This is a genomic window from Sulfuricaulis sp., from assembly GCF_024653915.1.
Lineage (GTDB): Bacteria > Pseudomonadota > Gammaproteobacteria > Acidiferrobacterales > Sulfurifustaceae > Sulfuricaulis.
On the sequence record NZ_JANLGY010000022.1, the window covers coordinates 13,634 to 35,269 of the forward strand.

Genomic DNA, 21,636 nt, shown 5'->3' on the forward strand with positions numbered 1-21,636 from the left:
CGCCGAAGGGGATCTTTACACTGGGGCTGGCCGGGCGCGTGTCGACAGCGGGCCCACGTCCTTGAAACGTCTCTCCCAGCTCTTGAAGCGATTGCGGCAATAGGCGAGCAGGGCCTCGTAGTCGGGGAAAAACAGATCAAAGTCCTCGTGACCGGACGGACCCTCGAACTCACAACCATCGTTGGAATGTTCGCGGCAGATTTGCGGGCGGGTTTCGTAGATGCCGCAGCGTCCACCGGGCTGCAAGTGCCGACAGGAATTGTTGACCAGCAAAAACCAGCCATCGCTGTCCTTGTACATCTGGGTGTCCCGGTGCGAGATCTGCCACAACAGCACGTCGAAGTCCTCCATCGAGCGCGGCGTGTCGATTGACTGGGTCAGGTAGGTGCAGCAGGTCGCGCCCTTGCAGAAGGTGCATTTGTTCTCAGGGGTAATTTTCACCTCGCGCGCAAGCAGGATCGGAATGGCGGTGGTCATGGGTTTTTATCAGGTCGGTCCGGAAGGGGCGGCATTATAGCGGTGGCGCTTGGGGATGACGAGTCCGATGTGTGCGTACCGGTGCGCTGCGGTTCCGACGTTCCTGTCATACAATAAGCAGACTAACGACGAAGAACACCAACATGAAACTTAACGCCAGGGATTTCAAGGCTTGGGACAACAAGTGCATTACCCTCCTCGGTATGTCCGGGGTGGGCAAGACGCGCCTGGCCATCAAGCTACGCAAGCGCAACTGGTTCCATTATTCCGGGGACTATCGCATCGGCACGCGCTATCTCGACGAGCCGATCCTCGATCACATCAAGCAACAGGCGATGCAGGTCCCGTTCCTGCGCGAGTTGCTGCGCTCGGACTCGATTTTCATCCGCAACAACATAACGGTGGACAACCTCCTGCCGGTGTCGAGTTTTCTGGGCAAACTGGGCAACCCGGAATTGGGCGGCCTCGGCCTGAAGGAGTTCAAATACCGCCAGGAGTTGCACCGGCAGGCGGAGATCGCGACCATGCGCGATGTCCCGGAATTCATCGGCAAGGCGCGCGAGATTTACGGCTACAAGCATTTCGTCAATGACGCCGGCGGCAGCCTGTGCGAGCTCGACGATCCGGCGACCATCAAGGTGCTGGCCGATCACACGCTGATCCTGTACATCCGCGCGACTGAAAAAGACGAGCAGGAGCTGATTCACCGCGCCGAGGAAGATCCGAAGCCGCTCTACTATCGCGAGGCGTTCCTCGATGAGCAGCTGGAAATCTATCTGCGCGAGAAAAAATTATCCTACGTGGCGCAGATCGATCCGGATGATTTCGTGCGCTGGATGTTTCCGCGCCTGTTCCACTCGCGCGTACCGCGCTATCAGGCCATTGCCGACCAGCATGGCTATACCGTCAGCACCGACGAGCTCAAAGATGTGCGCGACGAGGCCGGCTTTCTGCGCCTGGTGGAAAAAGTCCTGGAAAAACAATCCTAGGTCCCGCCATGCCGCTGGTCGCCAATTCCAAGCTACCGACATTCGAACGCCTTCGGCAGGATGGCGAAAACGTTCTGCCGGGCGACATAGCGCTGCACCAGGACATCCGCGAGCTGCACATCGGGCTGCTCAACATGATGCCGGATGCGGCGCTGGCCGCGACCGAGCGCCAGTTCTTCCGACTCGTCGGCGAGTCAAACCAGATCGCACAGTTCTACATGCACCCGTTCACGCTCAAAGAACTCAAGCGTAGCGCCGAGGCTGAAGCTTATGTCGGTCAGTATTACGAGACCTTTGACCAGATCAAGGAACAAGGACTGGACGCGCTCATCATCACCGGCGCCAATGTGACCCAGCCGGACCTGGCGCTCGAGCCCTTCTGGAAGCCGCTCAACAAGGTGATTGACTGGGCCTACGACAACGTCACGTCGACGTTGTGCTCGTGCCTGGCAACGCACGCGGTGCTGCAATTCCGCTATGGCAAGAAGCGCCAGCATCTGGGCTATAAGCGCTGGGGGGTTTATTTGCATGAAGTGGTGGAACGCAAGCATCCGCTGGTGTCTGACGTCAATACGCGCTTCGACGTGCCACACTCGCGCTTCAACCAAATCGACCGTGAGCAGTTCGAGGATGCGGGACTGCATATTCTGGTGGAGAGCGAAGTCGCGGGTGTTCATCTCGCGGTAAGCGAAGACCAGTTCCGTATCGTTTTCTTCCAGGGGCATCCGGAATATGACACGGTGAGTCTGTTCAAGGAATACAAGCGCGAGATCAACCGCTTCATCAAGGGTGAGCGCGAGGATTATCCGCCGTACCCCGAAAACTATTTCAGTCTCCGTCTCGAAGCCATCCTGGAGGAGCACCAGGACCATTTGATCCGAGCCAAAAGCCGCGCGACGAAACTGCCCGAGCTGCCGGAATCCATCATCGTCCCGAACCTCGACAACACCTGGCACGATACCGCCGAGGCGGTGATCAACAACTGGATCGGCAAGGTTTACCAGGTCACCAACAACGACCGCAGAAAACCGTTTCAGGATGGCGTGAACCTGTCCGATCCGCTCGGGCTGAAAAAATAGCTGACTTTCTGCTCAGCCCTGCGCATCGGCGACGATGGGCTCGACCACGATCTCGACACGCCGGTTCAATCGGCGGCCGTCTTCGGTGGCGTTGGTCGCACGCGGTGATGTTTCCCCCTGCCCCACGGACTCGAGCCGTTGCGCAATGACGCCCTTGGCACGCAGGTAATCCGCCACCGCGCCGGAACGGCGTTCCGACAATGTCTGGTTGTACTGATGCGTGCCGACATTATCGGTGTGGCCAACGATGGTCAGGTGCGTCTTGCCGTAACGCACCAGCACGTTGGCGATCTTGTCCATGGTGCTGTGGAAACCGGTCTTGATCTCGGACGAATTGAAATCAAACGCCGTCTGCGCCGTCATCGTGATCAGCAGATTATTCTGGCCCACCTTCTGAACCTGAATTGCGCCGCCCTGGACCTCGGGGGCCAGCACTTTCTCAAGGTCCTTTTTCTGGGAATCCATGTAGGTGCCGACGCCCGCGCCGGCAAGGCCGCCGCCGACCGCGCCGATCAGCGCGCCCTTGCTGCGCTTGTCCTTCTTCGCCAGCGCGCCGACGACCGCGCCCGAGGCCGCGCCGATCAAGGCGCCTTTCTCGGCGTCGGTCATGGGGCGACGATTACCATATTCGTCGGTCGCACAACCGGTGATGACGGCGGTAAAAGCCGCGGCGATAAAATAAACGATGATTCGCTTCATGATATTTCCCTCCAATTGATTTTAAAAAATAGTGTCCTACAACCGCACTTCGACCGCAGCGCCGCCAAGGGAGCTGCGTGAAATGATTAATCCACCGCCGTAAAGCTCGGCAATCTCCTGCGCCACCGCCAACCCCAGCCCATGCCCCGGCGTAGTGGCATCGGCGCGCGCACCACGGGCACGGACCCGCTGGAGCTGATCGTCCGGGATGCCGGGACCGTCGTCCTCGACGCGCAGCAAGAATCGCGGACCCGATGGTCCCCCGGTTTCGTTTCGCGCCTCGATGCGCGCGCACGAATGCGCCCACTTGAAGGCATTGTCGGCAATATTCCCGAGTATTTCGAGCAAGTCGCCCTCGTCGCCCCGGAACATGACATCCGCTGCAATGGCTGTTTCCACGCGCAATGATTTTGCCGCGTATACCTTTTCCAGCGCGGCCACAATCTTGCGTGCGACCGGTGCCACCGGCAACGGCGCGCTCAGCGCCGTGCGTCCGGCCGCGGCGGCGCGCTGCAACTGATACTCGACAATTTCATTCATGTTCTGCAACTGTTCCTGCGCCACTGTGCGTAGTTCCTCCACCGGGGTTTTCGCCTCGACACTCCCGCGCAGTACGGCCAGCGGCGTCTTGAGGCTGTGCGCAAGATTTCCCAGTGTGTCACGATAGCGTTGCAAGTGCGCGCGGGTATTGGCAAGCAGGGCATTGAGATTGTCGATCAAGGCTTGCAGCTCGGTGGGATACCGGCCGGTCAAGGCATGAGCACGGCCAGCCTCGATCTCGGAAAGATCCTGCGCCACCCGCCGCAGCGGCGCGAGCCCCCAGCGCAAAATCATCGCCTGCACCACCAGCAGCAACACGGTGGCCGCCGCGAGCCAGCCGAACAGGCCGCGACGAAATTGCCGGATCTGCGCCTGATGCTCATCGAGCCGCTCAGCGACATGAAAGACATACACCCGTGGCTGAGGTTCACTGCCTTCCCAGCGCGTGGCGAAACTCAACATCAATCGTGCCGCCGATTTCCCGTCATCGAGCGGTGTGAATACGCGCTCGCCGGGAGGCGCGCCGGATGTCAATCCTTCGAATTTGGTGCCGAGCGCGGAGCGCGAACGCCATACCGTCGCACCGGCGGCATCGCGTACTTCCGCCATCAGCGCCGAGCCAATGAGGTTAAAGCGCGGTTCGGGCAGCTCTACCGGCAACTCCAGTTGATTTTGTGCATTGAGATCGGCGGCGGCCAGCAGCGCGTAGAGATGGCCCTGCAAACGCTCGCGCAACGCGCTTTCAGCGCTGACACTAAATGCCCGGTCGAGCGCGAGACCGGTCAGGCCAAGAAACCCGGCCAACACCACGGCGGATACCAGCAACAGGCGGGTGCGCAGTGAACGCATCAGGGTTTTCCGCACGGGAGCGTGAAGCGGTAACCGCGCCCACGCAGGGTTTCGATGGGGTTGAGGCGGTCGTCCGGATCGAGCTTCTTGCGCAAGCGTCCGATGAACACCTCGATCACATTGCTGTCGCGGTCGAAATCCTGATCGTAGACATGCTCGGTCAGGGTCGTTTTCGACACCACGTCACCCGCATGCAACATCAGGTATTCGAGCATCTTGTATTCATACGCTGTCAGTTCCAGCGCACGTTTGTCCACGCGCACCTGCTGCGAGGCGGTGTCGAGCACCACCGGCCCGCAAGTGACAACGGGTTGCGCCAGCCCGGCAGCACGGCGCAACAGCGCGTTCACGCGCGCCAGCAACTCCTCGATTTGAAACGGCTTGACCAGGTAATCGTCGGCGCCGGCCTCGAGCCCTTCGACCTTGTCCTGCCAACGTCCGCGCGCGGTCAGGATCAGCACCGGAAAACGCTTGTCCTGCTTGCGCCAGCCGCGGATGACCTCGATGCCGCTCAGATCAGGCAGGCCGATGTCCACGACAGCGAGGTCAATCGGATATTCGCGCCCGTGCATCAGGCCATCCTTGCCATTGGCAGCGTCGTCCACGACATAACCCGCGGCGCGCAATTGTTCGCACAACTGCCGGCGCAGAGAGGCTTCGTCTTCAATGACGAGGAGTCGCATGGGAAATTCGGCTGCTAATCCGACCTGCCGCTGCGCGCGTCGACGTTATAGACACGTACAGCGCCATTCGGCAGCAGCACCTTGATCCGGTACGTGGTATCGCCACGCCGGTCGCGCGCTTCGGCCGAAAGCACGCGACCGCCGCTTTCACGGCGTACCCGTGCCACGGCCTCGTCGAGCGAGATACCGTCGCGGCGCGAGGTTTCCTGGCGGGAAGAACGATCGGGGCGGTCGTCACGCCGCGCCTCCACCATTCCGGTGGAGGCCAGCGTGATCAGACCCGCGAGCAGGCATGCCATGAATGTCTTGCGTGTCATTGCTCGTACATCTTAACGGACTGGCGCAAACGACGCACCCGAGTGCAAGACGGTCGCGGCGCATGCCCTAACGATGGCGTGCGATTTCGTAGCCGATAACGGTGCCGATCACCGCACCCGCCGCCGTATGGCCGGGATCGCCGTAACCGATTTCATGTCCCACCACACCGCCAATCACGCTGCCCAGAATAATCGGCGCGGAGGACGAACGATAATGGCCATGGTAATGAGACGGGCGATGATGCCGCGGCCCGTAATAATGCGGGGCGGGCGCGCGGTAGTGATGGTAATAGTTGCCATGATGCGGACGACGGTGGCGGAAATGCCTCGGTTGTTGCCACTCCTGATGCCGGCCCGGATGAGAATAATGCCGCTCGATGCGAGTCTCGCGATAAGCCGGTCCCGTGCGGTGATCACCGCGACCCTCTTGCGCCTGCGCCAATGGCGCTGCCATCACGGCGGCCAGGAATATAACGGCGGTGCTCAGTAGCTTGCAGTTCATGGTTGTCTCCTTCATTGCGTTTGGGTTACACGTCTGACTTCTGTAAGTCAGGATACAAACCCCACGCTGAACGGAGCCTGAACAAAAATGTCACATAACTTATTGTCTTTATATAGTTATATATTATTCAGGCCCCTTGGAATAAGGCGAGGCTGGGCCTCATTCATCCATCACGAAATATATCGACAGTAAGTCTCGCGCACGCGCAGGCTGCCGACAAAGCCGACCACGACACAGAAAAAAAAGATCAGGATACCCAGCCGATATTGCGCAGCGGCTCCCTGCGCCGTGCCCGCGCGGTCGAGCGTCCAGCCCACCAGCGGTTGCAGAATACCAGTACCGAGAAATACACCGGTGTTGACGACGCTGGTCGCCATGCCGGACAACGCATGCGGGTTCACTTCCTTCACGCACGCCCAGCTCAGGGTAAAGCTCCCGGCGCTCAGGCCCATGAGCAGGAACAGGGAATAGCTCATGGCAAGCGACATCGGCAGCGCAAATACCAGCGGCAACCAACACAACAAATGCACAAATGCAGTGGAGATCAGCGCCGGGCGTCGACGTCCCAGACGGTCGGACAACACCCCGACCGAAAAAGCGCCGATAGCGAAACCCGCGAGCATCAGGCTCGTGTGCTGCGTTGCGGCCACGCGCTCCATGCCATACACATCGCTGAGATACGGCACCGCCCACAAGCCGGCGAAAGCGATGAACGACCCGCCGATGCCGAGGTTCATCCAGAAGATCGGCCATGTGTAACGATTCCTGAGCACCGTCATGAGGCCCTCGAACCAGTGGCCCTCGTGCGGCGGATGTGCCTCGTGGCCGTCCATTTCGCGCAGGCTCGGCAAACCTGCTTCGCCCGGATGATCGCGCACGAACAACCAGGTGAGCACCGCGAGTGCAAACGACACGCCTCCTAAAACGATGAACACCGTGTTCCATGTCGTGAACTGCAGCACCCAGGCCAACGGCGCGGCCGCCATTACCGACCCGATATTCCCCAGCACCAGCGTCAGGCCGACCATGGTCCCGAAGTGGCGGTCGTGAAACCACGCCGCGTTAATCTTGAGCAGCGCGATAAAGGCTACTGACACGCCCAATCCAATCAGCATCCGGCCGATTGAGGCCTCGGTCATCGTCACCGCATATCCAAACAGCAGCGAACCGACACCGGCGATAGCGCCACCGAGCGTAACGATACGACGCGGGCCGAGCGTGTCAGCCAGAATGCCCGTCGGTATCTGCATGAGGGTATACACATAGAAATACGTCGCGGCGAGTGCGCCCAGAGCCGTGGCGCTGGCATCGAAAGCCAGTTGCAGATCGGAGGCAATGGCAGCCGGCGCCATCCGGTGAAAGAACGCCAGCATGTAGGATGCTGCCACAAGACTGAATGTCGTCCAGCGCAGCCGGCGCATTCGCACGCGCACATCTGGATTTGCCCCGGTATTTGAGTGCGAGCGCTTCATGGGCAACAAGGATAGGGGTTTTTACGGAAGCGGTAAAACAGTGGTTCTCCAAATTCCGCTTTTTAATTTAATTCAGTTCAGCTTTTTTAGTGCTTAAGCGAAACAGCCCGTTCGTTTCACTGTCGCTGGTGAAATACAGCGCGCCGTCGGGGCCGATAACAACGCCGACGGGCCGAACCCAACGGTCGCCGTTTTCCAGCTGAAATCCCGTAACGAGATCATCGACACGCACGGTCTCGCCGTCCTTGAATCGCACCGCAACCAGCTTGGGCGGACGGCGCGTGGCACTGTCACCCAGGTAACTGCCGCTGGGCTTGGTGCCCCAGGAGCCACGCAGCGCCACGATGGCATCGTTCTCCAGTACTTTATTTAACGAACCTTTCGGCACAAAAGTCACGCCCATTGGCGCATTGCGTGCTGGGAACGTCGCAACGGGCATGGCAACTTCCGCGATTGGACGCGGCGGCTGGGTCGACACGCAGCTATCGCGCTTCAGCTGCTTTCCATCAAACTGGAACCACGGCATGCCGTGAAAAGATCCGGCCGTGACGCGGCTGAAATATTCCGGCGGTTGTTCGTAACCAAGATGATCGGGGCCGTTATTGCTGGTGTACATGATTCTGGTTTCCGGATGCCAGGCAAAGCCCACGGGATTGCGCAGCCCCGAACCGTATGCCTGCCAGCGCGCCTTGCCACCCTCCTCGCGCAACACGAATATGCCGCCACGCCGCTCATCGAAGGAATAACTGTCGCCAAGATATTGATCGCTGCAATTGCTCTGAATCCCAAGGCTCACATAAACGCGGCCATCAGGACCGACACCGACCGTACGGCTGTTATGACCCCCGCCGCCGGGCAGGCGCGCCAGCAGCTCCACCGATTCCGGTACGATTTGCTTTTGACCGGGTCGGTAGGGCGCGCGGTACACGCCGCCGGTGCGGGCGATGAGAATCTCGCCTTTCCTGAACGCGACACTGTGTGGGTAATCATTCAGCTCGACCAGCACCTCGGGCGAGGTATAGGGCGGCGGCACGCGGTAAACCCGGCCGGATTTCGAACCGATGAAGAGATCGCCGTTGCCTGCAAACGCCATCAGGCGCGGGGCATCGAGCCTGTCAGTCAGAATCTCCAGCCGCAATCCCTTCGGCACGCGCACCGCGCGCCGCTTGCCATCCACCGTCAACGTCTGCTCTTCGTGGGTCAGCGGCTCCGTTGCTGCCCACGTCTCTGCCGCAACAAGGCTGAGAAAAAGTAAAAACGCCGATGGAAGGATGGCAATTCGCAAATGGAGTGGGTTCCTTCAGTAATTACTGCGCCTTCCCGGTGGTTTCGGGTATCGCGGAAGGTGCCGGCATCGCCGGGGCGGCTTCTGCTTCAACCACCGGCTTTAACACGATCTCGACGCGACGATTACGCTGTTTGTTCTCGTCCGTGTCGTTGGGTGCCAGCGGGTGGTACATCGAGAAGCCCAGGGATTCGAGACGCTTGGGATTAACATGATGCTTGGTCTCGATGTAGCGCGCGACGGCGGACGCGCGTGCGGCGGAAAGTTCCCAGTTCGAGGGATATTTCACCTTCAGCTTGTCGCTGATCGGTGTGTCGTCCGTGTGACCCTCGACGCGAATGATGTCGGTACTATCCGCGATGGCCTCCACGAGTTTGTCGAGCACCGCCATGCCGTCCGGCAGGATGTCGGCGCTGCCGGAACGGAACACAATTTTGTCCAGCATCCGCACCGTGAGCTGGCCGCGCAACTGCTCTATCTCGACGCTCTTGTCTGTCAGCTCCTTCTGCATGCGGTCGCGCAGCTGGTTTTCCCGCTGTTGCACGACTTCGAGCTTCTGCTTGTTGGCCTCGGCCACTTTGCGGTACACATCCAGCTCCTGCGTAGCTACCGCGAGCTTGGTTTCGGCATCGGTGCGGGCGGTGTTGCAGGCCGCAAGTTCGCTTTTCGCGCGCGACTCGCAGGCTACCAGCTCCGCCGACTTCTCATCGAAGGTCGAGGTCGATACACAGCCGGTCAGGAATGCGCCAGCCGCTATTACTAATAAAGATATTGGACGTTTCATCATTTACCTCCGCTCAAACATTTGTATTGGGTCGATCTGGCTCCCCCGCCCCATTCTCTAAAACTACCGTTTTTTTATGACTTCATGCGGGTGACTGTTGCAACGATGTTAACAGGTGGCCGTTCTCCGCATAAGTGGCACGATGCGCAATAACCATTTCAGCGTGGGCGCTTGCGCCGCACGCGCTTTATATTGTTTTCGCTCAGCGGCTGGAAAATCTTGACGCGCAGGCTTTCGTTCCATTCGGCGGCAAAATCCCGTTGCAGGCCCAGGTTGATCGCAGCGGTCACGCCCATGGCGATCAGCGCTCCGAGACTCGCCAGCGCCATGTCCTTGTGCGCGTCCCAGATGTCGCCCTGCGTACCGAGATAGGCCATGCCAAGATCGCCGCCGAAGAATTCGGCCGCGCCCCATTCGAACAACTCGAACAGCATGGAACTGGACATGGTGAGGTCGAGCGGCAGGAAATAGCCCCAGAAACCACGTACGCTGGCGATGCGGATGAACACCTCCCGCACCGGGTAGGCCAGCAGCAGCCCGTAGAAAAGATGGATCGCGCGGTCGAAATGATTGCGCTCGAACCCCAGCGCATCGTTCAGGCTGAAGCCAAACAGAAACATGAAACCTTCATCATACGGAACCTTAGCATAGGTAAAGTGCGCACCGATTTCATGCAGCACGAGAAAAACGAAGATCAAAGAATAGGAAATATTCGACAACGGAAACACACGATAGGTCAGCCCCAACACCAGTACCGAAACCACGACCAGCGCATTCTCCAGCGCCCAGTCGGCGCGGTCATACGGTTCGATCGCCAGCATGGCAAACTCGAACGCGAATACGCCCGCCAGGATCAGCAGGTAATTGTGGCGAACCACGCGGGTGAACATTGAAGCAATGGTAAAGGTGTTTGTAATTCGGATAAACCGGCACAGGTTCCACTCGTCCGCCCCCTTAAACCGCTGGGCTGCGACCGGCACGGACAAATCAAGGTGTTACAATCGCTGCGTCCCCCATCGTTGCCAGGAGTCACTCATGCCGCGGTTCATATGCCTCATTGCCACTGCGTTTATCCTCGGTCTGTCCATCACCGCGCCAGCCGGTGCGGCCGAAGAAACGCCGCGCTATAACCAGATTCACTTCCAGGTCGAGCGAACCCGCGCGGTGGACAACGATCGCATGCACGCCGTGCTCAGCACCACTGCCGAGGACGACAACGCCGCGCGTCTCGCCGACCAGATCAACAAAACCATGGACTGGGCACTCAAGACAGCAAAAACCAAAACGCAAATCGAGGTCCGCAGCGGCGGTTACCGCACCCATCCGGTTTATGACAAGGACAAGATTCGGCGCTGGCGCGCGACGCAAGAATTAATTCTCGAAGGATCGGACTTCGCGGAATTGGGTGGCCTGATCGGGCAATTGCAGGAACGTCTGCAAGTCACTTCGATAAACTTTTCGGTATCTGCCGAGAAACGCCGAGCTGTGGAAGATGATCTGATCACGCAGTCACTCGAGGCTTTTAAGCTGCGCGCCGAGCTGGTACGCAAGCAATTGGCGGCCAAGGGTTACCGCATAGTGGATGTATCGATCAACACGGGCGGCGGGCAACCCGTCCCGCTCATGCGTGGCCTTGCCATGGAATCAGCCTCCGTCGCACCACCAGCGCTGGAAGCCGGCACCAGCACACTGACTCTTATCGTCGGCGGAACGATCGAGCTGCAATAAACAGACTACGGCTTGATCGGAACGGTGAACACCAGGCGAAACGCCGTATCTTCGACACGCCTGGCATCCAGTCGCGCGGGCGGATCGGTGAACAATATCGGATTGATTACCGTGGGTATGTAACTCCACGAAGTCCGCTCCACGATCATATCCACGCGCGCCCATCCCGAGTCATGACCGATACCGGCAAAGAGCGTTCTCCGGTCCGCTGATTTTCCGCTGACCGTCTCACCGAGTTGCACGGCCGGGCCGGGTGGTGGCGGGTACGTGGGGAAGGACTGTTCGGCGCTGAGCCGTGCGTCAGCCTTCAGCCAGGATTGTGTGGCGCCGAGGGTCAAGCGCCAGCCCGAACCCAGCGGGGTAAACAGGGTGGCTCCCGCACGCAGACCAGTGTACTCGGCGTCAAGTTGCTCGTTGAGCAGCATGTCGGTCAAACCGCCAGGGTCGACCGAGCGCAAACGGGACGTCTCGCGCCGGGTCACATGGCTGACACCAACGAAGGGACTAACGGTCAGCCTCCGTTGTGACAAGTGATAATCCGTGACCAGAATCAGGTCGTAACTTCTGTTGATCAGGTCCTGTGAGAACTGGTCCTGGTTGGCAGGAACCGTCGATATCTGAAGATTGGGTGTCTGATTGTTGAGAAACGGAAGTTTGGTTGCCGTGGGTGAACGAACGGACCCCGACCAGCGAGCATCGGCATAACCAAATGCGAGTTCGAGACGTACATTCTCTCCCAACCACGCCGGCCAGTGCCCCGGATCAGGCGTAACAATACCGAACTCCATACTTGCCGACATGCCCGACAGCGGCGGTTGAAAATTGTAGGCTGGACCGGTCCCGCCAGGGTTACGCCCGTAGACGAAACCCGCGCTTTCGCTCCGGTAGAAACCCCAACCGTAATTGACGTAATACTCCCCCGGCTGTGCCGGTGAAGGCACCGGCCCGGCGGATGATGGCGCGGGCAGGATCAGCGCCAAGATTACAATCAGGGCGATTTCAAAAAATATGCGCATCGACGGCATGTTTACCAGTTGTTTTGCAAGTAACTGGAAGGATAGCAACAGCCGTGCCAGCTGCAGGGACGTGAAAATCCGTTTGCCAGCGCGGTGAAATTACCCGGTCAGCGCCACGGGCGGAGCCAACAAGATGGAAGGGGTGATTAGTTGATCTGGGTTAATGAAAACTTCGCACCGGACCTATAGATTTGGCGACCCGTTAACAAGACGGGGATCGTTTCTCTATACTGGTAACGTTTTCAAAGTGGAGGTCCTTCTCATGGCAACCAAAAAGAAAGCCAAAACCAAAGCGAAAAAAAAGAAAGCCCCGGCCCGTAAGATTGTGGCGCGCAAGAAAGTCGTAACTAAAAAGAAAACCACATCCAAGGCCAAGTCCGCGCCCAAGGCGAAACGTGTTACCACTCGCAAGCCCGCCGCGATGCCAAAACCGGCGGCGCCGCCAGGAATGGAACGCATCGGTGTCGTCACGCATTACTTCAACCATCTATCAGTCGCGATCCTGAAACTCGAGAAAGGCGCCCTGCGCGTGGGAGATCTCATTCATATCAAAGGCCACACCAGCGACTTCCCGCAGCCGGTCGATTCGATGGAAATCGACCACGTGCACGTGAACGAGGCGCGTCCCGGCCAGTCCTTCGGACTGCGCGTCAAGGAACACGCTCGCGAACATGACGTCGTTTACAAGGCCAAGTCCTGACGAGTTTTTCGTCGACGGTTTTCAATCTCCGCGCAATAGCCGACAAACGGCTCGGCTACGCCGTCCAGCGTGGCGTGGTGCCCTTGCCGAAAGCCGCCGTTCCACCGCCACACAAATATTCATGCTAGTTTTATTTATACATCCGCGACGGCAGGACGCCGTCAGGGAGGATGCTTATGGAACGATTCTGGAAACATCTGCGTATCGGTCGACGCTGGCTGCTGAATGGTTGGCAGCTGTTCATGCGCAATCCCTGGCTCCTCGGCGGCATGGGGTTGACGGCGGCAGTAGTGCTCGCCGGGCTTGCACTGATCCCTATGATCGGCGGCCTGCTCATTGCGCTGGTCGCGCCCATCATGCTTTCCAGTACTTACGTTTCCCTCGATGCCATCTATCGCCAGAACATGGTCTTGCCAGTCGAGCTGCGTCTGCCCGCACTGAAGCAATCGCCACGACAACTGCTGGATATCTTCCGAGACGATAAGCGGGTGTTGCCGACAGCCACAGCATGCCTGCTCAGTGTCACCACCGTACTGCTGATTCACCTGCTGGTGCGGCTGGTGGTGGGCGAGGTCTGGGTGGCCAACTGGTCGAACCTCGATCACCTGACTTTGTTCGGGATACTCGCACTGGCGTTGCTTGTCTTCGTACTTTACGTCCTGCTCGCGGCGTCGCTGATTTATGCGCTGCCACTCACCTTCCTGCGTGACGAACCGCTGCTGCCTTCGCTACGGCAAAGCCTCAAGGCCAGCCGGCATTTCACGATTGCTCTGCTGATGCTGCTGGGCGTGTTGATCCTGCCCTTCTTTCTCGGCGTTATAGCCGCCAGTTTGTCACTATGGGCAAGCTACCTGCTGTGGCTCGTCATCGGATCAATCACTCTGCCGGTGGTATCCGCCAGCTTGTACTGCAGCTACCACGACATCTTCAGCGCGCGAGACAACTGGAAGCCCGTCGACAGACGCCAGCAGACCAGTGTTGTGGTGCCCGATGAAAAATCACTCCGGTCCCTTTAAGCATCCAGCAAAACGTGCGAGATAATTTTTAACGACGCTCGCGGTCCGGCGCCTCGACATCGTACGAACGCACCGAGGCGTTGGGCATTAACACCTTGATGCGATAACTGGTGCCGCGATCACGTTCGCGTTTCTGCGCCGAAAGCACACGTCCACCAGTGTCGCGCCGGACATTCGACACCGCCTCATCCAGCGAGGAGCGCTCGTGGCGCATTGAACGACCGTCGCGGCGTGCCTCCGCCGGAACCACCGCGATCAGCGCGAGGAATCCGGCCAAGAGGCATGTCATGAGTGGCGCGCGGCGCATCAGCGATGGCGGGCGATGTCATAGCCGATGACGGTACCGATCACTGCACCGACCGCCGTGTGACCGGGGTCACCGCGTCCGATGCTGTGTCCCACTACCCCGCCGATCACGCTCCCGAGGATGATGGGCGCGGACGAGCTGGAACGGCGCTCCGGATAATACTCATCACCGCCCCGCTCAGCGCGTGGGCTGTATTCGCGATACTCACGGCGCTCGTAGGAATCATGGCGATTGCCATGCCCGTGATGGTTTTTGTACTTGTGCTTTTCCTTGTACCAACCGCGGTGATTACCGTTATCATGACGTGAATAACGCTCCTCCACTTGGTGTACACGCACCTCACGATAATCGTCGCGGTCACGGTCGCCGCGATCCGCCAGTACCAGCGGCGCGCTAAGCGAGGTGGCCACGGCCAGAACGGCAGCACTCAGTAACTTGCGATTCATGTTTGTCTCCTTCGTTGTGATTAAGAGTTACCGTTTACTTCAGCGACAAGCTTACCTACCCGTGACTGAACGCTGCCTGAACGGAATTCAGATATATCTTGTTGATTAACTTGGCTTTAAGATTTACACCGGCGAAACCATCATTACTTCTGGCGAGACTTATATTAATGGGCATTGCCAAACACCCTTCTGTCGTGACGCTACCGGCCACACAAGCGCCCTATCCTTCGATAGTGGAATTCCTGTGCCGGGCTTTCCCGGGCATTTCGCGCGACCAATGGGTACGCCGCATACACGAAGGCAAGGTACTCGGCGACCAGAACGAGCCCATCACCACGGACACGCCGTATTGCCCCTCCAAACGGATTTTCTATTTCCGGGAGGTTGAAACCGAGCCAGTCATTCCTTTCGCGGAAAAAATCCTGTTTCAGGATGACGAGCTGCTGGTAGCCTGCAAGCCGCATTTTTTGCCCGTGACTCCCGGCGGTCGTTATGTGGAGGAATGTTTACTGAACCGCCTGCGCAGCCGAACCGGCTTGGCTGATCTTGCGCCCCTGCATCGGCTCGACCGCGAGACGGCGGGCATTATCATTTTCTCCGTCAATCCCAAAACGCGCGGGGCTTATCATGAGCTCTTCATGCGCAGAAAGGTGGAGAAAATTTATTATGCGCTGGCTGAAGTAAATCAGCCGCCGCAGGAGAATCAATGGACTGTAGAAAACCGGATCGTCCAGGGAGAACCGCGCTTCCGGATGAAAACCGTCACGGGCGCCGCCAATGCCTGCTCGCACATTCAACTCGTGGAAATGAAAGACAACCGGGGATTTTTCCGCTTGCAGCCGGTGACTGGCAAAACTCACCAATTGCGATTGCACATGAGCGGCTTGGGGTTCGGGATCACTAATGACCGGGTTTATCCCGATCTACAGCCGGAGCGCGATGATGATTTCGACCGGCCGCTCCAGCTGCTGGCCAGGGAAATCCGATTCCATGACCCCGTCACCGGCGCAGACAGGGAGTTTCAGTCGGAACGGAAACTGGCGTGGTGAGGGTACAAACAGCAAGGGCAGGTTCAGGGTGAACCTGCCCTCTTTATAACGACTGCCAGCTTATTTCTTGATCGCTTCCTTGGTGTCCTCGACGACCTCGTCGACCTTCTTGCCGGCCTTTTCCATCGGCCCTTCAGGCTTGGTCGCGTCCTCAATTTTCTCCTGGGCCTTTTCGACGGTTTGATCGATCTTTTCGCCGGCCTTCTCGGCGGGGCCTTTTTGTTCGCAGGCGGAAATTCCGGCCGCGATCAACAGACTGGCGGAGAAAATGGACAACTTTTTCAACGTAGACATATGCATGCTCCTTTGCAACGAGGTTGGATGAAGAAGACCCAATGCTGAGACCTTCACTTCGAGGGGGCATGCCAGCAGGACAAGCTTGCTGCTTCGGTGGCGATCGTATTCCGCCCGATCATTATTTTCAACCGCTGAATTCCACGGAAAGTAGTTAATTTACTTGCCAGCCAAATCGTTTTCGAGCACGACGCGATAGCGCGCCTTGCCGGTCCTGAGATGGGCCATGGCCTCGTTGACGTGGCTCATCGGGAAGATTTCGGTCACGGGCTCGATGCGGTGGCGCGCGCAGAAATCGAGCATCGTCCGCATGGTGGCGGGTGCGCCCGTCGGCGTGCCGGAAAGACTGTGCTGCCCGCCGATCAACGCAAACGCCGGTACCGACAGGGGTTCGGTCACAGCGCCAACGATATGCAGGCGTCCCTTGGGCGCAAGCGCGCTGAGGTAGGCGTCCCAATCCATTTCCACGGCGACCGTGGAAATAATGAAATCGAGCGAACCGGCAACCTTTTTCAATTGTCCCGCGTGGCACGAGTTGACGGCATGGTGTGCGCCCATCTGCAAGGATTCATCGCGCTTGGCGTCGGTGGACGTGAAGGCGGTCACCTCGCAACCCCACTTGTTAAGGATTTTCAAAGCCAGATGGCCGAGGCCGCCGATGCCGATCACGCCAACACGCTGCGTGGGCCGCACGTCGTACTGCACCAGCGGATTGAACACGGTGATGCCGGCGCACAACAAAGGACCCGCCTTCATGACATCGAGCCCGGCGGGCAGCGGCGTGGCCCACATGGCCTGACAGCGCACCTTGTCGGCGAATCCGCCATGGTGGCCAACGATGGTCTGCTCGGCATGCGCGCACAGGTTGTGGTCGCCGCGCAGGCAAGCATGGCAGGTCTGACAACTGCCGCTGAACCAACCGAGCCCGACCATGTCACCGACCTTGATATGCCTTACGTTTGCGCCAACTTGTCCGATCTTGCCGACGACCTCATGACCGGGCACCAGTGGGTACTCGCTGTCGCCCCACTCGTTATCTACCATCGACAGATCCGAGTGGCACAGGCCGCAGGCGATGACATCGATTTCGACCTGATCGGGACCGAGCACGCCGGGATCGTACTCGATGCGTTTCAGCCGGCCTTTGGCTTTGTGGACCGCGTAGGCGTTGATCATCGGGATTCACCTGATGGCCCGCCCTGTGGCTTCAACATCCGGCGTAACTGGTCGAGGAGCCGGTCGTCGTCCCACTCACGGCCACCGATGGCACGGTGCGTAACCTGTCCGCGTGGATCAACAATGAAAGTGGTCGGCAAGCCGATCACCGGGTATTTCGCGATGACGCTACCGTCCAAATCGAGTGGCAGCGGAAATGACACCGGGTATTGCCCGGTGAAGGCAAAAACCGTGTTCTCATCCTCTCCCACGTTCACGGCAAGAATCACGATTTCCTCGCTCTTCGCTTTCTGGTGTGCGCGCTCCATGGAGGGCATTTCATAACGGCACGGCGGGCACCACGTGGCCCAGAAGTTGAGCACCACCACCTTGCCACGGTAATCCGAGAGGCGATAGGTCTTGCCGTCTTCGCCCTTCAGTGAGAAATCCGGCGCGGCGAAGGGCTTGTCCAGCGAAGGCAGCGTTTGAATCTTTCCGGTCTCGGCGGCAGCGGCAACTCCTGCGGTGAGCCACAACACAAGCGCCGCAAACCTGCATAGTATGTCCATTCGCTCGCTCACAATTCACCAGGCTTGAGATGAACGTCGGGTGCGCAACGTACGGCCTTGAGGCGTGCCGTGCGCTGCTTTCCATCCTGGCGCCACACGACATCGAGATCAAAATCGGCGCCGGGCTTGAGACCGAAGAGCGTCATGCCCCAGTTGTAATCACCCGGGCGATAGGTCTGGCGGGTAGGCAATAGCGACCACTCAAACGCCAGTTGCGCGGCTTGTGGTGCCTTGCGCGCGAGCCATTCCTTCTGCCAGTCTTCGCGCGTTTTCAGGCCGCGGCGCACGCCGGCCGCGTGCACCGCCCAGTCGCGCAGGCTGTATTCGATGGTGCCCGGCTCCGACGAAGCTGAAATATTCTTGAACACGGTCTGAAACACACAGCTCTGCGCGATCAACTCCGAGTCTTCCACCGAAAAACCGCGCGCCTGGAAGAATCCACGTGTCTGGTCCGGCAACCGCTGCACCAGCCGGATCGAAATGCCCGATTCGACGATCTCCCAATACGGCAGACGCGCCTCTTCATCGGTACCGGTGTTGACCTCTGCCGCCACGGACGCGGCCGTCAACAGCATAAAGACGGATGTAATAACTAATTGTGTGCAAGCCCTGAACATTTTTTCTCACATAATCTGATCCGAGTGCATTTATACTACGGTCAGTCTCCTTGCCCAAAAGGTTTTCGTACTTCGACACGAGACGCTGGCACTAATCGGCAATGTTTAAACACGGGATAATATTTTTCTATGGCTATTAATTGGCTCGGTTTGAGGCGAAACAAGCCTGATGCGGCCACACTCCAGGCAATTTATATCGCCTCGACAGCGGGGGAACCGATGATGTCGGTGAGCGACATCGAGGCCATTGCGAAGCGTGGCCTGAAGGGCGATCGCTACAGCGAAGATCGCGGCCACTGGAAATCGATCGATGGCTGCCAGGTCACGCTCATCACCGAACACGATCTGGAACAGGCGAAAAAGACCGAGGTCGAGTTCCGGGAAGCACTGGATAACGGCAGCCACCGACGCAATCTGGTCATCGCAGGGCTGAAAACGAAACATCTGGAAGGGAAGGAATTCCGTATTGGCTCAGCCGTGTTCCGCTACGACAAACCCCGCCCGCCGTGCGCCTACCTCGATCAGATTGCCGGCAAGGGCATGTGCCGGGCGTTGAGCCACAACAGCGGCGTTTGCATCCGCGTTATTACCGGCGGCACACTTGCGGTGGGAGACGCCGTGGAAATCATGGGAGACTGACCGCATGAGCGAAGAACTCGACGTGATCATCCTCGGCGCCGGCACCGCCGGCCTGTCGGCGCTACGCGAGGTCAGGAAGCGCACGCAACGTTTCGTCATCGTCAACGACGGGCCGTGGGGCACCGTGTGTGCGCGCGTCGGCTGCATGCCATCCAAGGCACTGATCGAGGCCGCCAATGCCTACCACCGCCGCACGAGTTTCGCGGAATTCGGCATCACCGGTGCCGAAAACTTGACGGCCGACATCCCCGCGGTGCTGCGGCGCGTGCGCCGTTTGCGCGACGACTTTGTGCGCGGCACCCTCAAGGCCACCGACGATCTGGGCGAGCGCGCCATCTCCGGCCGCGCGCGCCTGCTCGGTCCCGGCCGGGTGGAAGTGAACGGCCGCGAGCTGCGCGCGCGCCATGTCATTATCGCCACCGGCTCGCGCCCGGTGGTGCCGGCGCCGTGGCGGGCGCTGGGCGAGCGGCTGCTCACCAGCGACACGCTGTTCGAACAGGAAAACCTGCCGGCGCGCATCGCGGTGATCGGCCTCGGTGCCATCGGCGTCGAGATCGCGCAGGCGCTGTCCCGGCTCGGCGTGGACGTGGTCGGATTCGACGGCGCGCAAACGGCCGCGGGCCTGAGCGATCCCGCGGTCAACAGCGTTGCCACCGGCCTGCTGCGGCGCGAGTTCCCGCTGCACCTGGGCGCGAACGCGGAACTCGCCGCCGCCGGCAACGGCGTGCGGGTGCGCGCCGGCGCTACCGAGATCACGGTCGATCGGGCGGTGGCCGCCCTCGGACGGCGCCCGAACATTGACGACATCGGACTCGAGACACTCGGCGTCGAGCTCGACAAGCGCGGCCTGCCGCCGGTCAACCGCGGCACCCAGCAGGTGGCCGACCTGCCGGTGTTCCTCGCCGGCGACGCCAACGGCCACGCGCCGTTGCTGCACGAGGCGGCCGACGACGGCCACATCGCCGGACTCAACGCCATGCGGCCGACGCCGGCCTGCTTCGAGCGCCGCACGCCGCTCGCCATCGTCTTTTCCGATCCCAACATCGCATCGGTAGGCCGGCGCTTTCAGGAACTCGAGGACGGAAGTTATTTCACCGGTGAGGTGCGTTTCGAAAACCAGGGCCGGGCGCGCGCCGCTCAGCGCAACCACGGCATCCTGCGCGTCTATGCCGGACGCGACGACGGCCGGCTGCTCGGCGCCGAGATGTGCGCCCCCGCCGGTGAGCACCTGGCGCATCTGCTGGCGCTCGCGATCCAGCGCGCGTTCACGGTGCGCGAGTTGCTGCGCCTGCCCTTCTATCACCCGGTGCTGGAAGAAGGGCTGCGCACCGCGCTGCGCGACCTGGCGGCGCAGCTGCCGCCCGCCGGCGAATCGGATCTCGCCGCCTGCGAAGCGCTCGGGGCCGAGGCGCTGGAGTGACGCGGGGCGCAAAAAATCCACGGAAAATTAATGGAAAAAATTTTCCGTGCTCCGTATTGAAAACCGGTAAACCCGATCTTACTCTGCATGGCTTATTCGTGTTGCGAACGTATTGAACCAAATCGCTCAAGGAAGTCACACCCATGATGGACGTATCGATGGAAGGTTTCACGCCCTGGGCCGCGCTCGCCGGCGGCACCCTGATCGGGCTCGCGGCGATCTGCTGTGGCGCGTGCTGTTTTTCTTCGGCCTGCTCACGGGCGGTCTGGTTACGTTGTGGTGGTGGCCGGCGGCGCTCGACATCCGTATCGACGTCTCGACCCCGGCGGTGATTCTCGCCGGCCTGCTGGTTGGGCTCGGCGCCCGCATCGGCAGCGGCTGCACCAGCGGCCACGGCGTCTGCGGCGTCGGAAGGCTGGCGCCGCGTTCGATCGTGGCGAGCGCGGCGTTCGTGTCGACCGCCATGCTCACGGTATACGTGGTGCGCCACGTGCTCGGGGGGATCTGATCATGCTCGGACTCGCGGGAACATTCTGCTCCGGTCTGCTGTTCGCCATCGGCCTCGGCATCGCCGGCATGACGCTGCCGCAGAAAGTGCTGGCCTTTCTCGACGTGACCGGCGACTGGGACCCGAGCTTGGCGCTGGTGATGATCAGCTCGGCCGGCATTTATCTTGTGTTGCACCGGCTGGTGCTGCGCCGCGGTCAGCCGCTTGCCAGCCCCAAATTCTACATGCCCACGCGCCGCGACATCGACGCGCCGCTGGTGGTGGGCGCAGCCATGTTTGGCATCGGCTGGGGCCTGGTCGGCCTGTGCCCGGGCCCGGCGGTGGCCGCGCTCGCGAGCTGGCACGAGGACGCGCTGGTGTTCTTCGTTTCCATGATCGCCGGCATGTACGCCTACGGCACGCTCCACGTGATCGGCAGCCACGACCCCGACGGCGGCGCGAGCGCGCTCGACCTGCTGCTCGGCAAGCGCTGAGTACCGCCCAACCCGACAAACCA

The 21,636-nt window shown here is 60.0% G+C and carries 26 protein-coding genes and 1 pseudogene; 10 read left to right on the forward strand and 17 right to left on the reverse strand.

Annotated elements, in window-relative coordinates:
* Window positions 1–15 precede the first annotated feature (15 nt).
* Complete coding sequence (locus NUV55_RS10805) at window positions 16–477, reverse strand: YkgJ family cysteine cluster protein (protein ID WP_296672861.1); 462 nt, start codon at window positions 475–477, stop codon at window positions 16–18.
* Between the two features lie 143 nt (window positions 478–620).
* Here NUV55_RS10805 and NUV55_RS10810 point away from each other — a divergent pair, with 143 nt between their 5' ends.
* Both NUV55_RS10810 and NUV55_RS10815 read left to right on the forward strand, forming a co-directional pair.
* On the forward strand, window positions 621–1,466 hold the full coding sequence (locus tag NUV55_RS10810; RefSeq protein ID WP_296672863.1) for a hypothetical protein: 846 nt from the start codon (window positions 621–623) through the stop codon (window positions 1,464–1,466).
* Window positions 1,467–1,474: 8 nt separating this feature from the next.
* A complete protein-coding gene (locus NUV55_RS10815; protein ID WP_296672865.1) occupies window positions 1,475–2,545 on the forward strand; it encodes a homoserine O-succinyltransferase in 1,071 nt (356 codons plus the stop codon).
* 12 nt (window positions 2,546–2,557) lie between these two features.
* Here the strand turns inward: NUV55_RS10815 and NUV55_RS10820 are convergent, their stop codons facing one another.
* The 9 genes from NUV55_RS10820 to NUV55_RS10860 form a co-directional block, all read right to left on the reverse strand.
* Complete coding sequence (locus tag NUV55_RS10820) at window positions 2,558–3,244, reverse strand: OmpA family protein (RefSeq protein WP_296672866.1); 687 nt, start codon at window positions 3,242–3,244, stop codon at window positions 2,558–2,560.
* 36 nt (window positions 3,245–3,280) lie between these two features.
* Entirely contained in the window at window positions 3,281–4,633 is a 1,353-nt protein-coding gene (locus NUV55_RS10825; RefSeq protein ID WP_296672869.1) for an ATP-binding protein, read from the reverse strand.
* Window positions 4,633–5,316, reverse strand: coding sequence for a response regulator transcription factor (locus NUV55_RS10830; protein ID WP_296672872.1), 684 nt, complete (start codon window positions 5,314–5,316; stop codon window positions 4,633–4,635). Before NUV55_RS10830 ends, NUV55_RS10825 begins: the two co-directional genes overlap by 1 nt.
* A gap of 14 nt (window positions 5,317–5,330) precedes the next feature.
* A complete protein-coding gene (locus NUV55_RS10835; RefSeq protein WP_296672874.1) occupies window positions 5,331–5,633 on the reverse strand; it encodes a PepSY domain-containing protein in 303 nt (100 codons plus the stop codon).
* Between the two features lie 67 nt (window positions 5,634–5,700).
* Complete coding sequence (locus NUV55_RS10840) at window positions 5,701–6,135, reverse strand: hypothetical protein (protein WP_296672876.1); 435 nt, start codon at window positions 6,133–6,135, stop codon at window positions 5,701–5,703.
* Window positions 6,136–6,305: 170 nt separating this feature from the next.
* Entirely contained in the window at window positions 6,306–7,607 is a 1,302-nt protein-coding gene (locus NUV55_RS10845) for an MFS transporter (protein WP_296672878.1), read from the reverse strand.
* Between the two features lie 67 nt (window positions 7,608–7,674).
* Window positions 7,675–8,892 (reverse strand): PQQ-dependent sugar dehydrogenase, encoded by a 1,218-nt coding sequence (locus NUV55_RS10850; protein WP_296672881.1) that lies wholly within the window; start codon window positions 8,890–8,892, stop codon window positions 7,675–7,677.
* 22 nt (window positions 8,893–8,914) lie between these two features.
* Window positions 8,915–9,676, reverse strand: coding sequence for an OmpA family protein (locus NUV55_RS10855; protein ID WP_296672883.1), 762 nt, complete (start codon window positions 9,674–9,676; stop codon window positions 8,915–8,917).
* Window positions 9,677–9,834: 158 nt separating this feature from the next.
* Window positions 9,835–10,566, reverse strand: coding sequence for a DUF2238 domain-containing protein (locus tag NUV55_RS10860; protein WP_367280407.1), 732 nt, complete (start codon window positions 10,564–10,566; stop codon window positions 9,835–9,837).
* Between the two features lie 145 nt (window positions 10,567–10,711).
* Between NUV55_RS10860 and NUV55_RS10865 the strand changes: the two genes are divergently transcribed.
* Complete coding sequence (locus NUV55_RS10865; RefSeq protein ID WP_296672886.1) at window positions 10,712–11,404, forward strand: SIMPL domain-containing protein; 693 nt, start codon at window positions 10,712–10,714, stop codon at window positions 11,402–11,404.
* 5 nt (window positions 11,405–11,409) lie between these two features.
* On the opposite strand, the gene NUV55_RS10870 is transcribed toward NUV55_RS10865, so the two are convergent.
* Window positions 11,410–12,420, reverse strand: a complete 1,011-nt coding sequence (locus tag NUV55_RS10870; protein ID WP_296672889.1) for a hypothetical protein — start codon at window positions 12,418–12,420, stop codon at window positions 11,410–11,412.
* 262 nt (window positions 12,421–12,682) lie between these two features.
* Between NUV55_RS10870 and NUV55_RS10875 the strand changes: the two genes are divergently transcribed.
* Window positions 12,683–13,120 (forward strand): hypothetical protein, encoded by a 438-nt coding sequence (locus tag NUV55_RS10875; protein ID WP_296672891.1) that lies wholly within the window; start codon window positions 12,683–12,685, stop codon window positions 13,118–13,120.
* Between the two features lie 176 nt (window positions 13,121–13,296).
* Window positions 13,297–14,136 (forward strand): hypothetical protein, encoded by an 840-nt coding sequence (locus NUV55_RS10880; protein WP_296672893.1) that lies wholly within the window; start codon window positions 13,297–13,299, stop codon window positions 14,134–14,136.
* A 28-nt stretch (window positions 14,137–14,164) separates the two neighbouring features.
* Here the strand turns inward: NUV55_RS10880 and NUV55_RS10885 are convergent, their stop codons facing one another.
* On the reverse strand, window positions 14,165–14,425 hold the full coding sequence (locus NUV55_RS10885; RefSeq protein ID WP_296672894.1) for a hypothetical protein: 261 nt from the start codon (window positions 14,423–14,425) through the stop codon (window positions 14,165–14,167).
* Window positions 14,426–14,442: 17 nt separating this feature from the next.
* Entirely contained in the window at window positions 14,443–14,889 is a 447-nt protein-coding gene (locus NUV55_RS10890; protein WP_296672897.1) for a glycine zipper 2TM domain-containing protein, read from the reverse strand.
* A gap of 167 nt (window positions 14,890–15,056) precedes the next feature.
* Between NUV55_RS10890 and NUV55_RS10895 the strand changes: the two genes are divergently transcribed.
* Window positions 15,057–15,938 (forward strand): pseudouridine synthase, encoded by an 882-nt coding sequence (locus NUV55_RS10895; protein ID WP_296672899.1) that lies wholly within the window; start codon window positions 15,057–15,059, stop codon window positions 15,936–15,938.
* Window positions 15,939–15,998: 60 nt separating this feature from the next.
* On the opposite strand, the gene NUV55_RS10900 is transcribed toward NUV55_RS10895, so the two are convergent.
* The 4 genes from NUV55_RS10900 to NUV55_RS10915 form a co-directional block, all read right to left on the reverse strand.
* Window positions 15,999–16,232: a hypothetical protein gene (locus NUV55_RS10900; protein ID WP_296672901.1), complete on the reverse strand. Its 234-nt coding sequence runs from the start codon at window positions 16,230–16,232 to the stop codon at window positions 15,999–16,001.
* A 159-nt stretch (window positions 16,233–16,391) separates the two neighbouring features.
* Complete coding sequence (locus NUV55_RS10905) at window positions 16,392–17,408, reverse strand: NAD(P)-dependent alcohol dehydrogenase (protein WP_296672903.1); 1,017 nt, start codon at window positions 17,406–17,408, stop codon at window positions 16,392–16,394.
* Window positions 17,405–17,956, reverse strand: coding sequence for a peroxiredoxin (locus tag NUV55_RS10910; RefSeq protein WP_296672904.1), 552 nt, complete (start codon window positions 17,954–17,956; stop codon window positions 17,405–17,407). Before NUV55_RS10910 ends, NUV55_RS10905 begins: the two co-directional genes overlap by 4 nt.
* Before the next feature lie 8 nt (window positions 17,957–17,964).
* Entirely contained in the window at window positions 17,965–18,525 is a 561-nt protein-coding gene (locus tag NUV55_RS10915; protein WP_296672907.1) for a hypothetical protein, read from the reverse strand.
* 177 nt (window positions 18,526–18,702) lie between these two features.
* Between NUV55_RS10915 and NUV55_RS10920 the strand changes: the two genes are divergently transcribed.
* The 4 genes and pseudogenes from NUV55_RS10920 to NUV55_RS10935 all read left to right on the forward strand — a co-directional run bounded on the left by NUV55_RS10920 (window position 18,703) and on the right by NUV55_RS10935 (window position 21,613).
* Window positions 18,703–19,212 carry an MOSC domain-containing protein gene (locus tag NUV55_RS10920; protein ID WP_296672909.1) on the forward strand — a complete coding sequence of 170 codons (510 nt, stop codon included), beginning with the start codon at window positions 18,703–18,705 and terminating at the stop codon, window positions 19,210–19,212.
* Window positions 19,213–19,216: 4 nt separating this feature from the next.
* Window positions 19,217–20,632, forward strand: a complete 1,416-nt coding sequence (locus tag NUV55_RS10925; RefSeq protein WP_296672911.1) for a dihydrolipoyl dehydrogenase — start codon at window positions 19,217–19,219, stop codon at window positions 20,630–20,632.
* Window positions 20,633–20,778: 146 nt separating this feature from the next.
* Window positions 20,779–21,140 (forward strand): annotated as a pseudogene (locus NUV55_RS10930) (YeeE/YedE family protein).
* Between the two features lie 2 nt (window positions 21,141–21,142).
* Window positions 21,143–21,613 carry a DUF6691 family protein gene (locus NUV55_RS10935; protein ID WP_296672915.1) on the forward strand — a complete coding sequence of 157 codons (471 nt, stop codon included), beginning with the start codon at window positions 21,143–21,145 and terminating at the stop codon, window positions 21,611–21,613.
* Window positions 21,614–21,636 lie beyond the last annotated feature (23 nt).

What these genes read in the sequence shown, in the direction of transcription:
- NUV55_RS10805 (WP_296672861.1), bottom strand. Translation starts at nt 477, where the DNA reads ATGACCACCGCCATTCCGATCCTGCTTGCGCGCGAGGTGAAAATTACC.
- NUV55_RS10810 (WP_296672863.1), top strand. Translation starts at nt 621, where the DNA reads ATGAAACTTAACGCCAGGGATTTCAAGGCTTGGGACAACAAGTGCATT.
- NUV55_RS10815 (WP_296672865.1), top strand. Translation starts at nt 1,475, where the DNA reads ATGCCGCTGGTCGCCAATTCCAAGCTACCGACATTCGAACGCCTTCGG.
- NUV55_RS10820 (WP_296672866.1), bottom strand. Translation starts at nt 3,244, where the DNA reads ATGAAGCGAATCATCGTTTATTTTATCGCCGCGGCTTTTACCGCCGTC.
- NUV55_RS10825 (WP_296672869.1), bottom strand. Translation starts at nt 4,633, where the DNA reads ATGCGTTCACTGCGCACCCGCCTGTTGCTGGTATCCGCCGTGGTGTTG.
- NUV55_RS10830 (WP_296672872.1), bottom strand. Translation starts at nt 5,316, where the DNA reads ATGCGACTCCTCGTCATTGAAGACGAAGCCTCTCTGCGCCGGCAGTTG.
- NUV55_RS10835 (WP_296672874.1), bottom strand. Translation starts at nt 5,633, where the DNA reads ATGACACGCAAGACATTCATGGCATGCCTGCTCGCGGGTCTGATCACG.
- NUV55_RS10840 (WP_296672876.1), bottom strand. Translation starts at nt 6,135, where the DNA reads ATGAACTGCAAGCTACTGAGCACCGCCGTTATATTCCTGGCCGCCGTG.
- NUV55_RS10845 (WP_296672878.1), bottom strand. Translation starts at nt 7,607, where the DNA reads ATGAAGCGCTCGCACTCAAATACCGGGGCAAATCCAGATGTGCGCGTG.
- NUV55_RS10855 (WP_296672883.1), bottom strand. Translation starts at nt 9,676, where the DNA reads ATGAAACGTCCAATATCTTTATTAGTAATAGCGGCTGGCGCATTCCTG.
- NUV55_RS10860 (WP_367280407.1), bottom strand. Translation starts at nt 10,566, where the DNA reads ATGTTCACCCGCGTGGTTCGCCACAATTACCTGCTGATCCTGGCGGGC.
- NUV55_RS10865 (WP_296672886.1), top strand. Translation starts at nt 10,712, where the DNA reads ATGCCGCGGTTCATATGCCTCATTGCCACTGCGTTTATCCTCGGTCTG.
- NUV55_RS10870 (WP_296672889.1), bottom strand. Translation starts at nt 12,420, where the DNA reads ATGCGCATATTTTTTGAAATCGCCCTGATTGTAATCTTGGCGCTGATC.
- NUV55_RS10875 (WP_296672891.1), top strand. Translation starts at nt 12,683, where the DNA reads ATGGCAACCAAAAAGAAAGCCAAAACCAAAGCGAAAAAAAAGAAAGCC.
- NUV55_RS10880 (WP_296672893.1), top strand. Translation starts at nt 13,297, where the DNA reads ATGGAACGATTCTGGAAACATCTGCGTATCGGTCGACGCTGGCTGCTG.
- NUV55_RS10885 (WP_296672894.1), bottom strand. Translation starts at nt 14,425, where the DNA reads ATGACATGCCTCTTGGCCGGATTCCTCGCGCTGATCGCGGTGGTTCCG.
- NUV55_RS10890 (WP_296672897.1), bottom strand. Translation starts at nt 14,889, where the DNA reads ATGAATCGCAAGTTACTGAGTGCTGCCGTTCTGGCCGTGGCCACCTCG.
- NUV55_RS10895 (WP_296672899.1), top strand. Translation starts at nt 15,057, where the DNA reads ATGGGCATTGCCAAACACCCTTCTGTCGTGACGCTACCGGCCACACAA.
- NUV55_RS10900 (WP_296672901.1), bottom strand. Translation starts at nt 16,232, where the DNA reads ATGTCTACGTTGAAAAAGTTGTCCATTTTCTCCGCCAGTCTGTTGATC.
- NUV55_RS10905 (WP_296672903.1), bottom strand. Translation starts at nt 17,408, where the DNA reads ATGATCAACGCCTACGCGGTCCACAAAGCCAAAGGCCGGCTGAAACGC.
- NUV55_RS10910 (WP_296672904.1), bottom strand. Translation starts at nt 17,956, where the DNA reads ATGGACATACTATGCAGGTTTGCGGCGCTTGTGTTGTGGCTCACCGCA.
- NUV55_RS10920 (WP_296672909.1), top strand. Translation starts at nt 18,703, where the DNA reads ATGGCTATTAATTGGCTCGGTTTGAGGCGAAACAAGCCTGATGCGGCC.
- NUV55_RS10925 (WP_296672911.1), top strand. Translation starts at nt 19,217, where the DNA reads ATGAGCGAAGAACTCGACGTGATCATCCTCGGCGCCGGCACCGCCGGC.
- NUV55_RS10935 (WP_296672915.1), top strand. Translation starts at nt 21,143, where the DNA reads ATGCTCGGACTCGCGGGAACATTCTGCTCCGGTCTGCTGTTCGCCATC.